Annotated in this window: 10 protein-coding genes, 1 pseudogene and 2 other annotated features; of the genes and pseudogenes, 7 read left to right on the top strand and 4 right to left on the bottom strand. The window is 31.6% G+C overall.

From position 1 onward, the window contains the following. Together ACO6OL_RS06835 and ACO6OL_RS06840 are read left to right on the top strand one after the other, a co-directional pair. Window positions 1-1161, top strand: a 1161-nt coding sequence (locus ACO6OL_RS06835; RefSeq protein WP_485502604.1) for an LPXTG cell wall anchor domain-containing protein, incomplete at its 5' end; no start/stop codon positions are given. Window positions 1162-1333: 172 nt separating this feature from the next. Further along, window positions 1334-1687: a YlbF family regulator gene (locus ACO6OL_RS06840; RefSeq protein WP_485502605.1), complete on the top strand. Its 354-nt coding sequence runs from the start codon at window positions 1334-1336 to the stop codon at window positions 1685-1687. A gap of 264 nt (window positions 1688-1951) precedes the next feature. On the opposite strand, the gene ACO6OL_RS06845 is transcribed toward ACO6OL_RS06840, so the two are convergent. Next, window positions 1952-3793 carry a bifunctional homocysteine S-methyltransferase/methylenetetrahydrofolate reductase gene (locus ACO6OL_RS06845; RefSeq protein WP_485502606.1) on the bottom strand — a complete coding sequence of 614 codons (1842 nt, stop codon included), beginning with the start codon at window positions 3791-3793 and terminating at the stop codon, window positions 1952-1954. 9 nt (window positions 3794-3802) lie between these two features. Next, a complete protein-coding gene (metE, locus tag ACO6OL_RS06850) occupies window positions 3803-6043 on the bottom strand; it encodes a 5-methyltetrahydropteroyltriglutamate--homocysteine S-methyltransferase (RefSeq protein WP_485502607.1) in 2241 nt (746 codons plus the stop codon). An 83-nt stretch (window positions 6044-6126) separates the two neighbouring features. Next, window positions 6127-6369: a binding site (T-box leader), on the bottom strand. Between the two features lie 59 nt (window positions 6370-6428). Beyond that, window positions 6429-6647, bottom strand: a binding site (T-box leader). A gap of 261 nt (window positions 6648-6908) precedes the next feature. On the opposite strand from metE, the gene ACO6OL_RS06855 reads away from it, so the two are divergent. From ACO6OL_RS06855 to ACO6OL_RS06870, 4 genes are all read left to right on the top strand, one after another. Then, window positions 6909-8540 carry an SSURE domain-containing protein gene (locus ACO6OL_RS06855; RefSeq protein WP_485502608.1) on the top strand — a complete coding sequence of 544 codons (1632 nt, stop codon included), beginning with the start codon at window positions 6909-6911 and terminating at the stop codon, window positions 8538-8540. A gap of 377 nt (window positions 8541-8917) precedes the next feature. Next, window positions 8918-9607, top strand: a complete 690-nt coding sequence (locus tag ACO6OL_RS06860; protein WP_485502609.1) for a response regulator transcription factor — start codon at window positions 8918-8920, stop codon at window positions 9605-9607. Window positions 9608-9627: 20 nt separating this feature from the next. Further along, window positions 9628-10659: a sensor histidine kinase gene (locus tag ACO6OL_RS06865; RefSeq protein ID WP_485502610.1), complete on the top strand. Its 1032-nt coding sequence runs from the start codon at window positions 9628-9630 to the stop codon at window positions 10657-10659. 44 nt (window positions 10660-10703) lie between these two features. Next, a complete protein-coding gene (locus ACO6OL_RS06870; RefSeq protein ID WP_314397796.1) occupies window positions 10704-10961 on the top strand; it encodes a metal-sensitive transcriptional regulator in 258 nt (85 codons plus the stop codon). Window positions 10962-11118: 157 nt separating this feature from the next. Here ACO6OL_RS06870 and ACO6OL_RS06875 read toward each other — a convergent pair whose 3' ends face one another. Both ACO6OL_RS06875 and ACO6OL_RS06880 read right to left on the bottom strand, forming a co-directional pair. Further along, on the bottom strand, window positions 11119-11418 hold the full coding sequence (locus ACO6OL_RS06875; RefSeq protein ID WP_485502611.1) for a rhodanese-like domain-containing protein: 300 nt from the start codon (window positions 11416-11418) through the stop codon (window positions 11119-11121). A 102-nt stretch (window positions 11419-11520) separates the two neighbouring features. Next, window positions 11521-11826: a rhodanese-like domain-containing protein gene (locus ACO6OL_RS06880; RefSeq protein WP_485502612.1), complete on the bottom strand. Its 306-nt coding sequence runs from the start codon at window positions 11824-11826 to the stop codon at window positions 11521-11523. A 601-nt stretch (window positions 11827-12427) separates the two neighbouring features. On the opposite strand from ACO6OL_RS06880, the pseudogene ACO6OL_RS06885 reads away from it, so the two are divergent. Continuing rightward, window positions 12428-13208, top strand: a pseudogene (locus ACO6OL_RS06885) (hypothetical protein); the annotation flags it as partial.

Consider the following 13208-nt stretch of genomic DNA (forward strand, 5'->3'; position numbering starts at 1 on the left):
AAAGAGGAACAACCTGTACAACCAGGAACCCCAACACAACCAGAGACATCAGGGAAACAAGGTGATTCAGCTCAACCATCAACGCCAAGAAATCCAGCTGAGGAAAAACAAAAAGAGGGAACACCAAAAGTTTCAGAGAAAGAGGAGCAACCTGTACAACCAGGAACACCGGTGCAACCAGAGGTATCTGGACAGCCGTCAACACCTGTAAAATCAGAAGCAAAAGAGGAACAACCTGTACAACCAGGAACACCGGTACAACCAGAGGTATCTGGACAACCATCAACGCCTGTAAAAGCGGTTGAGGAGAAACCAAAAGAAGAAACACCAAAAGTTTCAGAAAAGCAAGGAAAGCCGGTTCAGCCAGAAAACTCAGGAAAAGAAGGGACATCGGTATCACCTGCAGAGGAGAAACCAAAAGAAGAGAAGCCATCAGTTCCAGGGAAACAAGAGAAACCAGTACAACCAGAGGCATCAGGGAAACAAGGTGATTCAACTCAATCGTCAACGCCTGTAAAACCAGAGAGCTCAAGAAATGAAGGAACTTCGATAACGTCATCTGGAGGAAAAGAGGAAACTTCGTATGTATCTGATAATAATCCTGTATTAACAAGAAAAACAAAAACATTGTTCTTAGAATCTCTTGATAAAAAGGTGAGTTTAGAATTGTACGATGTTTCTATAGATGATATAGAATTTAGAGCAGTAAAGATAGAAGATGAAAAAGAAATAAATGCTGTAAAAGACAAGCTACAAGGTAATAAGAATGTAAGAATATACGATTTAAGTTTACACAAAGGTGGAAAAGAAATATCGTTAAACAACAATAGACTAGTAAGAGTAGCTTTAGCAGAATATGAAAATAAAAATATAGAAGTATATCATGTAGAAAAAAATGGAAATCTAAAACAAATTCCCTCAGTTATAAATAACGGAAATATAGAATTCTACATAGATCACTTCAGTCAATTTGCAATAGTATCAGATAAAAATAATCTTTCTAAAACAGACGCTCAAAACACGATGTCTAAAGAAAACTTATTAAAACAACAGAGTCTTCCAAAAACAGGAATGAGTAATATTAATGATTTTTCATTATTGGCTATAATAAGTTTACTTGTATTAGTCTTATCAAGAAAACAAAAAGATAGTATGAAGTAGCATTTTTTGTTATATAGAATTATTGTATGAATTCGTACATAGTAGTTTTTGAAACCTACTTTTTTATAGAAAAAAGATATGTTGTATAGGGAAAGATGATAAAAACGATTTATTGTCAAAGAAGGTAAAACTATGTTATAATTAAACTACAACATAAAAGGAGCAAATAATTATGGTAAATATTTATGATAAAGCAAATGAATTTGAAAGAGCATTAAGAGAATCTGATGAGTATAAAGCATCATTAGCAGCATCTGAAGAATTATACGCAGATAAAGAAGCTAACGCTTTATATACAGAATTTGTATCAAAACAAAAAGATTTAATGGAGTCTGCTCAAGCAGGTAATGAACCTACAGAAGAAGAATTATCAGTATTTGAAGAAATCCAACAAAAATTATTAGAAAATGCTAAATTCTTAGAGTTTGTACAAACTCAACAAAAACTACAATTTTTAATTGAAGACTTAAATAAAGTAATGTACAAGCCTTTAGATGAACTTTTCGAAAAATACGGAAACAAATAGAAGAAGATATAGAACAGAGAGCTGACCCAAAAGTCCTAAAATTTAACAAAGTTCATATGAGAACTCATAGACGCAGTGATTTATTGATATTTAAATTCGCTTCATAAAAACTTTTTAGGTATCTAATAAACCACTGCGGAAAGTGACTCGATAAAATCGATTTCTCTGAAATCGCGATTTTTGAGTCACTCTCTTCGTTTTACTATTTAAAAATCACCTAGATAAACTAATTTTCTAGGTGATTTCTTTATATACATTTAACTTTTATTTATCTTTGTTTTCTTCAACATAATCTATTAATTCTAATGTAAGATCATATCTAAAGAATGGTGTTATTAGGTAAATTCCTTTAAAGTGTTTTAAAGCGACATCTAGTAGCTTTTTACTTTCTTCTAAAGCAATTTTTTGACAAAGTTCTTTGTCATCTTTTACTTCTTCTAGTTTGGCTAAGAATTCTTCTGATAACTTGATACCAGGAACCTCATTGTGTAAGAATACAGCGTTGTTATAGCTAGTAATTGGCATTATACCAACGAAGAATGGTGTATCTGGATAATCAGCGGCAAATTCTGCTAATTGCTCAATTTTTTTAGATTCAAAGACAGGTTGTGTAATAAAGTAATCAGTACCTGCTTTAATTTTCTTCTCAACTAAACGTTTTGTTTTACTTAAGTCACGAACATTTGGATTATATGCTGCAGCAACTGTGAAGTTTGTAGTCTTTTTCAGAGAAGCCCCGTTATATCCAAGTCCTTCGTTAAGTTGTTTAATGAAAGGAATTAATTTAAGACTAGTCATATCGTAGACACTAGTAGCTCCAGGGAAATCACCAAGTTTACTTGGATCTCCAGTAAGAGCAAGGACATTATTAATTCCAAGAAGATCAAATCCCATTAAGCGAGATTGTAATCCGATAAGGTTGTGATCACGACATGTTAAATGCAGAAGTGTAGGGGTAGAAATGTGCTCTTTAAGCAACGTAGCAGCAGCTAAATTACAAATTCGAGTGCTAGCTAAAGAATTATCCGCTAAAGTTATAGCTTCGATATTCTTTTTATCTATTGCTTTTGCGCCTTCGATAAATTTATCTACATTTAAATGTTTTGGTGGATCTAGTTCAGCTATTATTGTTACTTGTTTTTTCACTTTATCAACAATTGTTGGTTTATTATTTGCTACTCTGACAAGTTCTTCCTCAGCTGGTAAAGGTGTTATTATTTTTCTTCTGATTGGTTTTAAATCTTTTATTCCTTTTTTGATAGCACGAATATGCTCAGGAGTAGTTCCACAGCAACCACCAATTAATCTTACACCTTCTTCTACAAGTAACTTAGCACTTTGTTCGAAGTAAGCTGAATTTTTTCTAAAACGGTATTCGTTACCATTAATAGTTTGTGTTAACTGTAATAAGCTGGCATTAGGATAAGCAGATAAGTAGCTTTGGGCAAATAATGGCACCTGTTTTAAACTTTTTATCATATGATAAGGACCAAGATGACAGTTTAAACCAACGATATCAGCACCTAAATTAACAAGTACGCTTAATGCATCAGTTACTTTTTCCCCATTTTGAGTTATACCTGCTTCTAATAATGAAATATTAGTAATAATAGGTAAGTCAGTTAATTTTCTAACTTCAGTTAAAACAGCACGAATTTCTTCTTGATCGTAGTAAGTTTCAAAAAGTAATGCATCAATTTTACCTGTTGATAATAATACCTTTACTTGATCAAGCGTTTCATTGACAATTGTTTCTAATGATAGTTCACATTCACGAAGTCCTCTAATAGCTCCAATAGTACCGAAAACAAAAGTGTTTTCTCCAGCGGCTTTACGAGCTATTTCAGCGGCGCGAATATTAATTTCTTCAAACTTGTCTTCATAACCATAAGTTTTTAGCTGACACTTCTTTGCAGCATAAGTATTTGTTTGAATTATATCTACTCCAGCTTCGATATAAGCCTTATGAATTTTCTCTACAGAATCTGGATTAGAGATATTATTATATTCATGACAACTTTCCAATCCATTACTATAGAGAGCCGTACCCATAGCTCCATCAGCTACGAGTACATCTTGTTCTAATCTCTCTAATAAGTTTCTCATGCAAACCTCCTATTTAGCGGAAAGTTCGTTTCTGATTTCTTTAGTTACTTCAACTAAAACTTCTAATGCTTCGATAGTTTCTTTTTCAGCACGTGTTTTTAATCCACAGTCAGGGTTAATCCAGAATTGCTCTGTAGAAAGTTTTTGAAGTGGACGTAAGATGTTTGTACGAACTTCTTCTTTAGAAGGTACACGTGGAGAGTGGATATCATAAACTCCAAGTCCAATACCTAAAGGATAGATTGCAGTTTCGAATGCAGAGATTAATTCTCCGTGGCTTCTACTAGTTTCGATAGAAATAACGTCAGCATCTAATGCGCGGATAGAATCGATAATTTCATCAAAGTTAGAATAACACATATGTGTGTGAATTTGTGTATCATCTTGAACTGATGAAGTAGCTAGACGGAATGAGAATACTGCTTCTTCAAGATATTTTTCTTTTTTGTTGTCTCTTAGAGGTAATCCTTCACGGATAGCTGGTTCGTCAACTTGGATAATTGTAATTCCAGCTTTTTCTAAAAGTTCAATTTCATTTTTAAGGGCGATAGCTATTTGGTTGAAGATTTCTGCTTTAGAAATATCAGTTCTTTCAAATGACCAGTTTAGAATTGTAACTGGTCCAGTTAACATACCTTTAACAGGACGGTTAGTTAAGCTTTGAGCATAAGCAGTTTCTTTAACTGTAACAGCTTCTACGTGTTTTACATCTCCGTAAATGATTGGTGGTTTAACCCCACGAGAACCGTATGATTGAACCCAACCGAATTTAGTTGAAGCAAATCCAGCGAAACGTTGCCCGAAGAACTCAACCATGTCTGTACGTTCGAATTCACCGTGAACTAATACGTCGATATCAAGATCCTCTTGAATTTTAATCCAACGAGCGATTTCTTCTTCGATGAATTTTTCATATGCTTCATTAGATAATTCACCTTTTTTCCATAGAGCACGTTGTAGACGTACTTGTTTAGATTGTGGGAATGATCCGATTGTAGTAGTTGGTAATAATGGTAAGTTGTATTTTTTGTTTTGAACTTCACGACGAACTTTGTAATCAGATGGACGAGTTGAACGAATATTTTCACTTGATTCTAATTCAAGGTTTCTGAAATCAGCATTTTGTAGTTTGTTGAAGTCTTCAACGTGTTTTTGGTATGCTGCATCTTCTTTACCATCTAATTTGTTAGCTAGTAAGTTAAGCTCTACTAATTTTTGATCAGCAAATGCTAAACCGTTTAATAATGTTTCTTCTAATTCAGTCTCGTTTTTAGTTGTTACTGGTACGTGTAGTAATGAACATGAAGGTTGAACTACTAATTCAGCAACATTAGCTTTAATTTCTTTTAATAATGCAGAACTATCTTCGAAATCATTGCTCCATACGTTACGTCCATCAACAACCCCAGCAAATACTTCTTTATCTTTGAATAAACCAGCTTTTACATTAGCTAAGTTTTCTTCTCTTCCGTGAACGAAGTCTAAACCGAAAGCTACTGGTAAATCAGCAAGTTTTTCAGCTTCTACTAAAGCTTCAAAGTAAGTTTGGAAGATGAATTTAGCATCTACTTCGTTGTTGAAGTGGTTGTATACTTTGTGAGCTAATTCTACATAGTTTCTTCCTTCATCAGTAACAAAGATTGGCTCATCTACTTGGATGTAAGCAGCTCCAGCTTCAGCTAATTCTTTGAATACTTGAGTGTAAAGTGGAACTAATTTATCTAGAGCTTTTTCGAATTCTCCTTCAGCTAATCCACTAGATAAAGCAACATATGTAATTGGTCCAGTGATTACTGGTTTAGCTTTGTCTCCTACGATTTCTTTAGCTTCTTTATATAAATCAAGAAGACGAGTATTGTTTAATTTAGGGTTAACATTTTCCCATTCTGGTACGATGTAGTGGTAGTTAGTATTAAACCATTTTTTAAGTGCAGATGCAACATTATCTTTGTTACCACGAGCGATATCGAAGAATAAGTCTACATCAACTTCTCTTCCTTCGAAACGTTGTGGGATAACGTTGAATTGAACTGATAAATCTAAAATGTGATCATAAAGTGAGAAATCACCAACTGGGATAAAATCTAATCCAGCATTTAATTGTTTCTCGATATAAAGACGACGAAGTTTTCCTGCTTCTTCAAATAACTCATTTTGACGAACTGTACGAGCCCAGTATCCTTCAATTAATTTTTTCCATTCTCTTTTTTCCCCTAAACGTGGGTATCCTAAACTTGAAATTTTTGTCATTATTTTTTCCTCCTGAGATTTTCTCTTTTTGTGTATATTGAATTATAAAAATAAAAAACGCCCTTAAACAATATCTAATATTGTCTAAGGACGTGCGTTTTATACGTGGTACCACCTTATTTTATGGAAAATCTAAAATGATAAATTGAATTTTTTAGTTTTCCACCTCATTAAAATTTTAACGCTATTTTCTGCGTAATTATCTAACTTCCGCTCGATAATTAAAACTCAAAGACCATCTTCAAAAAAACTCATTAATCTCTTTTCAGCTACCGAGACTCTCTGGTGTAAATCCTTTTTTCTACTCATCTTATCCATGTAATAATATATTAATTTGTAAAAATATTTTTTTATTCAGTCTTAAATACGACAAAAGGGTAGTAACACAAGGGACGAAATGACCGTGTTACCACCCAATTTTATAATCTTAAAATAAATTTTAATCTTACCTCAATGATTATTAACGGTTATCAACCGGAACTAACTTATATATACTCATTAGTTCAGCTCTGTGACCATTTACAATACACTCAAATCCTTTTTTTCACCAACCAAAAGGTCTCTAATAATTAAGAAATATTGCTCTTCACTTCTTCGCTTTTTAAAACTGTTAAAGAAATATTAACATAAGATTTTTTCTTTGTCAACACTTTTTATTAAAAAAATTAAAAACTTTTTTCGGAATTGTCAGAAATCTAAGATAAGTCATATATATTAGTATATTTCGAAAATAATATTTTTATAATATCTATTTAAGAAATATTTAAATATTTACTAATAGTTAGTTAATATCTATAAGGTATACTGTATTCATCAAACAAAAAGTTTTGGTAATAAAGTATTAATTAAGAGGAGAAAAATACAAATGAAAAATAACTTTATGAAATCAGAGAATTTTACAAGATGGGCAATAAGAAAAGTTAGTGTTGGAGTAGTATCAGCAGCTATTGCAAGTGGTATTTTTGTAATTGTAGGAGGTGGAGAAGCACACGCAAGTGATAAACAATTGGATAAAGCTCCAATAGTTGAAACTGTAAAAACGCAGGTAGATGAAAATGTAGTTATTAAACCAACAGAAAAAGTTGAATCAGTAGAATCAACAACAGTAAAACCTAAAGAAACTGATAAAACAGTCGAACAACCTATAGTTGGAACAGATAGAGAAGCTAAACCTGAAGCAATAGACAATAATATTTTAAGTCTTGCTAAAGATACTGCTGATGCACCAAAAATGGAAGCACCAGATATGACTACACACAAAACAACACCAGCTGAAGTTAAAAAAGCAGTAATGGACAATACAAAAGATGAAGTTAACGTACCAGCTAAATACTTAGATAAAGCAAACTTTCCAGGACCATTTACAGCGGGAGTAAACCAAGTAATTCCTTATGAATTCTTTGGTGGTGACGGAATGTTAACAAGATTAATCTTAAAATCATCAGATAAAGCCCCATGGTCAGATAACGGATCAGCGAAAAATCCAGCCTTATTACCATTAGAAAAATTAGGAAAAGGATTATACTTCTATGAAGTAGACTTAGAAGGAACAAAAGGAAAATCAGATAAAGAACTATTAGATTTACTTAAAGAAAATGGAACACAAATCTACAAAGCAACAATCAAAGTATATGGTGAAAAAGACGGAAAAGCAGATTTAACAAACGTAGTAGCTACAAAAGATGTAAATGTAAATCTAAATGGATTAACAACTGTTAACGAAGTTAAAAAAGGTGTTATGGATAATACTAAAGATACAATTGACGTACCAGCTAAATACTTAGATAAAGCAAACTTTCCTGGACCATTCACAGCCGGAGTAAACCAAGTAATTCCTTATGAATTCTTTGGTGGTGACGGAATGTTAACAAGATTAATCTTAAAATCATCAGATAAAGCCCCATGGTCAGATAACGGATCAGCGAAAAATCCAGCCTTATTACCATTAGAAAAATTAGGAAAAGGATTATACTTCTATGAAGTAGACTTAGAAGGAACAAAAGGAAAATCAGATAAAGAACTATTAGATTTACTTAAAGCAAATGGAACACAAAGCTACAAAGCAACAATCAAAGTATACGGTGAAAAAGACGGAAAAGTAGATTTAACAAACGTAGTAGCACTTAAAGAGGTTACTGTAAATCTTCATAAAGAAGCTATGAAAATGGAGAAAAAACCAGGTGAAAATATGATGACAGATCATAAAAACCATGGTTTAATGGATTCAAATATGAGTGAAAAACCTATGGATATGCAAAAATCAGATGTTATGAATATGAAAGCACATATGCACAAAGATATGAAAGAGAAAAATATGAATGCTCATATGAACAATGACATGATGAAAAAAGGAATGTTACCAAAAACAAGTGCAGCTCCAGAAGGAACAATGAATGCAACTAACTCAACAAATACTTCAACTACAGGAATAGTAGGATTAATCATCGCTAGTTTATTAGGTTTATTAGGAATTAGAAGAAAAAATGAAATCGACTAAATAGAATGGGAGTGACTCAAAAATCGTGATTTCAGAGAAATCGATTTTGTCGAGTCACCCCCGCACAGTTTATTAGATATCTAAAAAGCTTTTATAAAGCGAATTTAGATATCAATAAACCACTGCGTCTACGAGTTCTCATATGAACTTTGTTAAATTTTAGGACTTTGGGGTAAGCCCCATATATTAAACGATTAAAATTAGTGTGATTTGATAGTAGTCTCTTTTATAAAATTTTTTGAATATCTAGAATTATGTGGGGGAATCTCAATTATATTGATATTTTGAAAATAGTGAGAGATAGAACCTTGCAGAATTTAACGAAATAGTGCTATACTTTTAATGTATAGTGCTATTTTGTTAGGAGGAGTAGAGATATGATGAACAAAATTTTATTAGTAGATGATGAGATAGAAATAACGGAGATAAATAAAAGATATCTTGAGCAAGGTGGTTATGATGTAGATATTGCTAATGATGGAAAAGAAGCACTAGAAAAATATAAAAGAAATAAGTATTCTCTGATTATTACTGATATAATGATGCCAAATATGGACGGCTATGATTTGATTAGTGAAGTACAATATTTAGATACAGAGCAACCCTTTTTATTTATAACTGCCAAAACTACTGAGCCAGATAAGATTTATGCTTTGAGCCTGGGAGCTGATGATTATATAGTTAAGCCGTTCAGTCCTAGAGAGCTAGTATTAAGAGTTAGGAATATATTGCGTCGAGTTGAAAAAAATAGCACAGATAGTATTTCGACGCTTGGGGATTTAGAGATAAATTATAATAGTAGAATAGCAAAGGTCAATGGGAAACGACTAGACCTAACGGTGAAATCTTTTGAATTATTGTGGTTATTAGCTAATAATCCAGAACGTGTTTTTTCTAAAACAGAATTGTATGAAAAAATATGGCAAGATGAGTATGTTGAAGATGCGAATACATTGAATGTGCATGTTCATTCTTTAAGGAGAATATTAATGAAATACTCTACAGAGAAAACACCAAATATAAAGACAGTGTGGGGACTAGGATATAAAATGGAAAAACAAGTTTAAAAATGGAAAGGAAATATAGAATGAAATTAAGAGATTATATTATTATTGGATATATTTTGTCATTTTTAATAACTATAGTTGCTGTATTTTGGGCTTCAAATCAAATGTTAATAGAAAAGCAAGATACCTATTTTATTGTTGCAATTACTGTGATTGCGGGGTTAATCGGCGCAACTATAAGTCTAGCATTACTAAAAGGTGTGTTTAAATCATTAGATGTGCTAAAGAAAAAAACAGTAAACATAAGCGAGAAGAGATTTGATATCAGCGATGAAGTGATACGTCCTGTCGAATTTAGAGATTTGTCTATAGCATTTGATGATATGTCGGAGCACTTAAAAGAAAGTTTTGAATCACTGGAACAAAGTGAAAAAGAAAAATCTCTTATGATTGCTCAACTTTCTCATGATATAAAAACTCCTATAACTTCTATTCAATCAACAGCCGAAGGAATGTTAGATGGTATAATAAAAAAAGATGAATACAAGTACTATTTAGAAACAATTTGTCGTCAAACAACAAGATTAAATAAATTAGTTGAAGAATTAAATTACTTGACGCTAAGTGTGAAAGAAACTGATTCTGCAGATAAAAAAGAAACAATATTTTTAGATAAATTATTAATTGATTGTATGTCTGAATTTAAGTTAAGAGCAGAAAAAGAACAAAGAGATATTTTTATTAAAGTTATACCAGAAAATGCAAAAATAGTAAGTAATTATAATAAATTGCAAAGAATTATAGTTAATTTACTAGGTAATGCTTTTAAATATTCACCAAGTGGAACAAAAATAGAAATAGTTGCTGAAATTAAGGATGATATTCTATCTATTTCTATAATAGATGAAGGTTGTGGTATAAAAAAAGAAGAGCTTGATAATATTTTTAAAAGATTATATCGTGTTGAAGCATCAAGAAATATGAAAACGGGAGGCTATGGATTAGGATTAGCTATAGCAAAGCAACTAGCTATGCAGCTCAATGGAGATATTATAGTAGAGAGTGAATATGGGAAAGGGAGCACATTTACTTTGAAAATTTTGACAAAATAAATTATTCAAGGTATAATGAAAAAAAATCTATTGAGGAAAAATATATGTCGAAGTCGAAGTACATAACGCGTTTAAAACGTTCTGAAGGACAGCTTAGAGGAATTCAAAAAATGATAGAAGAAGAGCGAGATTGTATGGATATTATTACTCAATTAAGTGCAGTTCGTTCTAGTGTTGATCGAGTAATGGAATTATTAATTACTGAAAATCTTATGGAATGTATTAATAATCCTATAAAAAATCCTGATGAGCAGAAAGAAAAAATGGAAAAAGCCATAAGGTATCTAGTAAAAAAGAAATAAAAATAAAAGAAAGTCTTGTTCCGAAAAAAGGATCAAGACTTTTAGTTTTAACAATGAAATAAGTGATAGTAGCAGGAGCAGGGATGCGAATAAAAGGGAGTGTTAATAAAAATTAGTAAATTCTTTATGTTAATCAAAATTTACTAGTTTATATTATTTAATTTTTTATTTCTCCAGGCCAATTGTTCATGCCACCTTCAACATTTGTAACATCAAATCCTTGATCGTGCAAGAAAGCGTACGCTTTAGCAGAGCGACCACCAGCTTGACAAATCACGTAGTATTTCTGATCTTTGTCTAATTTAGAAAAATCTGCTCCTAAAGTACTTAAAGGGAAATTCTTAGCAGAAGGTATGTGCCCAGCTACATATTCATGAATTTCTCTTACATCAAGAATAGTTAGTTTTTCATTAATATATTTTATATGAAAATCTTGCATTGAAATATTATTTTTCATAAGTATGTCCTTTCGATATTAGTAAAATTTTAAAGAAATTTTAATCTGAAAATTAGATGTGTTTAAGTATAAATATGGGATATAAAATTATTTTATTTATTATTAAACTATTTTTCCACGCCATGCGTGCATTCCACCTTGAACATTGACAACATCGAAACCTCTTTTTTTAAGTTTCTTTGCAGCTAGTTTGCTTCGAGCTCCAGATTGACAGATAACATAAACTTTTTTATCTGTTAGTGGAGAAAACTGGTTTATTTCACTAAGTGGGATATTTTTTGCGTTTTTTATATGCCCCCTTCTAAATTCTCCTGGCGTTCTTACATCAATTAATTGAATATTTGTTTTAAGTTTATTTTCTAATTCGATAGTTGAAATACTATCTACTTTTGTGAATAGAAAAAACATTTATATACCTCCTTGTATACCCTTATAGGGTATATTAAAACACTAACTAAGGGATTTGTCAAGATTATTGATTTTAGATGATAAAATGATAGAATATGAAATAACAACAAGAAATATAAAGAAGGAAGTTATATGGGAGTGATTAAAAAAATCGTGTCTTGGAGAAAAAAGATTTTACCGAGTTCCCTTACGAGGAGTGACTCAAAAATCGCGATTTTTAAGAAATCGATTTTATCGAGTCAGCCCTACACAGTTTATTAGATATCTAAAAAGTTTTCATAAAGCGAATTTTGATATCAATAAACCACTGCATCTATGAATTCTCACATGAACTTTGTTGAATTTTAGAACTTTTGATTTAGCCCCTTTATAAAGTGAATTTATAAATCAATAAAATATTGCTGTTATTAATTTTCACATAAATCTTTTTTAATTTATGATTTTTGACTTCCCTTAATTAATATATGAAAATTTGTAAATAACATATAGGAAAAATTTCAGAAGTTATATGCTTGACAAATTATAAGAATAGGAGAATAATGGAGTAGAAAATAACTTTCATTTTTATAAAAAACAACCAATGATTTAGGAGGAATTTCAAATGAAAAAAATATCAAAAGTAGCAACTGCTGGTGTTCTTTTATTCGCATTAGCAAATCCATTAGGAGCGTTCGCAGAAAATAATGTAGAAAATATTTCAGCGACTAGTAATAATAAAGAAACTCAAGATATTACTGTTCAAGCAAAAGAAGTTAATGGAGAAATAGTGTTTGAGATAACGGCAGGAAAAGACACGTATGATACTGTCGTTTATGCGACAATTAATGGACAAAAATTCACATATAATTTAGGGAATTTGAAAAAAGGTCAAATTTCAAAAGTTGTACAACCTGATGTTAGCGTCAATAAAAAAGATGCAACTATTTCTAAAGAAAGTAAAACAGAAAAATTATTGCCTAATACAAGTGTAGTAAGAGAATTAGTAGAGAAAACAGTGGCATATAATACGGAATTAAATGGTAATGTAATAGAAGCAAAAGTTGTATATAAAGTATATGATTTGGTAGAAAAAAATTCAAACACAGTTGAAGGAAAAAAATCTATTACGGGAAATAAAGTAAAAGATGGAGCTATAGTAAAACCAGAAGTATTAGAGATACCTGAATATAAAGAAAATCTAGGAGGTGCAATTGTTTCTCCAGAAATTCAACCAGAATTGCCGAAAGCAGAAGAGCCAGCAACAGGAACAACACCGAAAGAAGAGCCAGCAGCGACAACGCCAAAAGCAGAAGAACCAGCAGCAGGAACAACGCCAAAAGCAGAAGAACCAGCAGCAGGAACAACACCGAAAGCAGAAGAGCCAGCAGCAGGAACAACACCGA

It is taken from the genome of Gemella sp. (assembly GCF_057272915.1).

Excerpts from the sequence above, each read along its gene's own strand:
- ACO6OL_RS06865 (WP_485502610.1), top strand. The coding sequence starts at position 9,628 with ATGAAATTAAGAGATTATATTATTATTGGATATATTTTGTCATTTTTA.
- ACO6OL_RS06880 (WP_485502612.1), bottom strand. The coding sequence starts at position 11,826 with ATGTTTTTTCTATTCACAAAAGTAGATAGTATTTCAACTATCGAATTA.
- ACO6OL_RS06870 (WP_314397796.1), top strand. The coding sequence starts at position 10,704 with ATGTCGAAGTCGAAGTACATAACGCGTTTAAAACGTTCTGAAGGACAG.
- ACO6OL_RS06840 (WP_485502605.1), top strand. The coding sequence starts at position 1,334 with ATGGTAAATATTTATGATAAAGCAAATGAATTTGAAAGAGCATTAAGA.
- ACO6OL_RS06855 (WP_485502608.1), top strand. The coding sequence starts at position 6,909 with ATGAAAAATAACTTTATGAAATCAGAGAATTTTACAAGATGGGCAATA.
- metE (WP_485502607.1), bottom strand. The coding sequence starts at position 6,043 with ATGACAAAAATTTCAAGTTTAGGATACCCACGTTTAGGGGAAAAAAGA.
- ACO6OL_RS06860 (WP_485502609.1), top strand. The coding sequence starts at position 8,918 with ATGATGAACAAAATTTTATTAGTAGATGATGAGATAGAAATAACGGAG.
- ACO6OL_RS06845 (WP_485502606.1), bottom strand. The coding sequence starts at position 3,793 with ATGAGAAACTTATTAGAGAGATTAGAACAAGATGTACTCGTAGCTGAT.
- ACO6OL_RS06875 (WP_485502611.1), bottom strand. The coding sequence starts at position 11,418 with ATGAAAAATAATATTTCAATGCAAGATTTTCATATAAAATATATTAAT.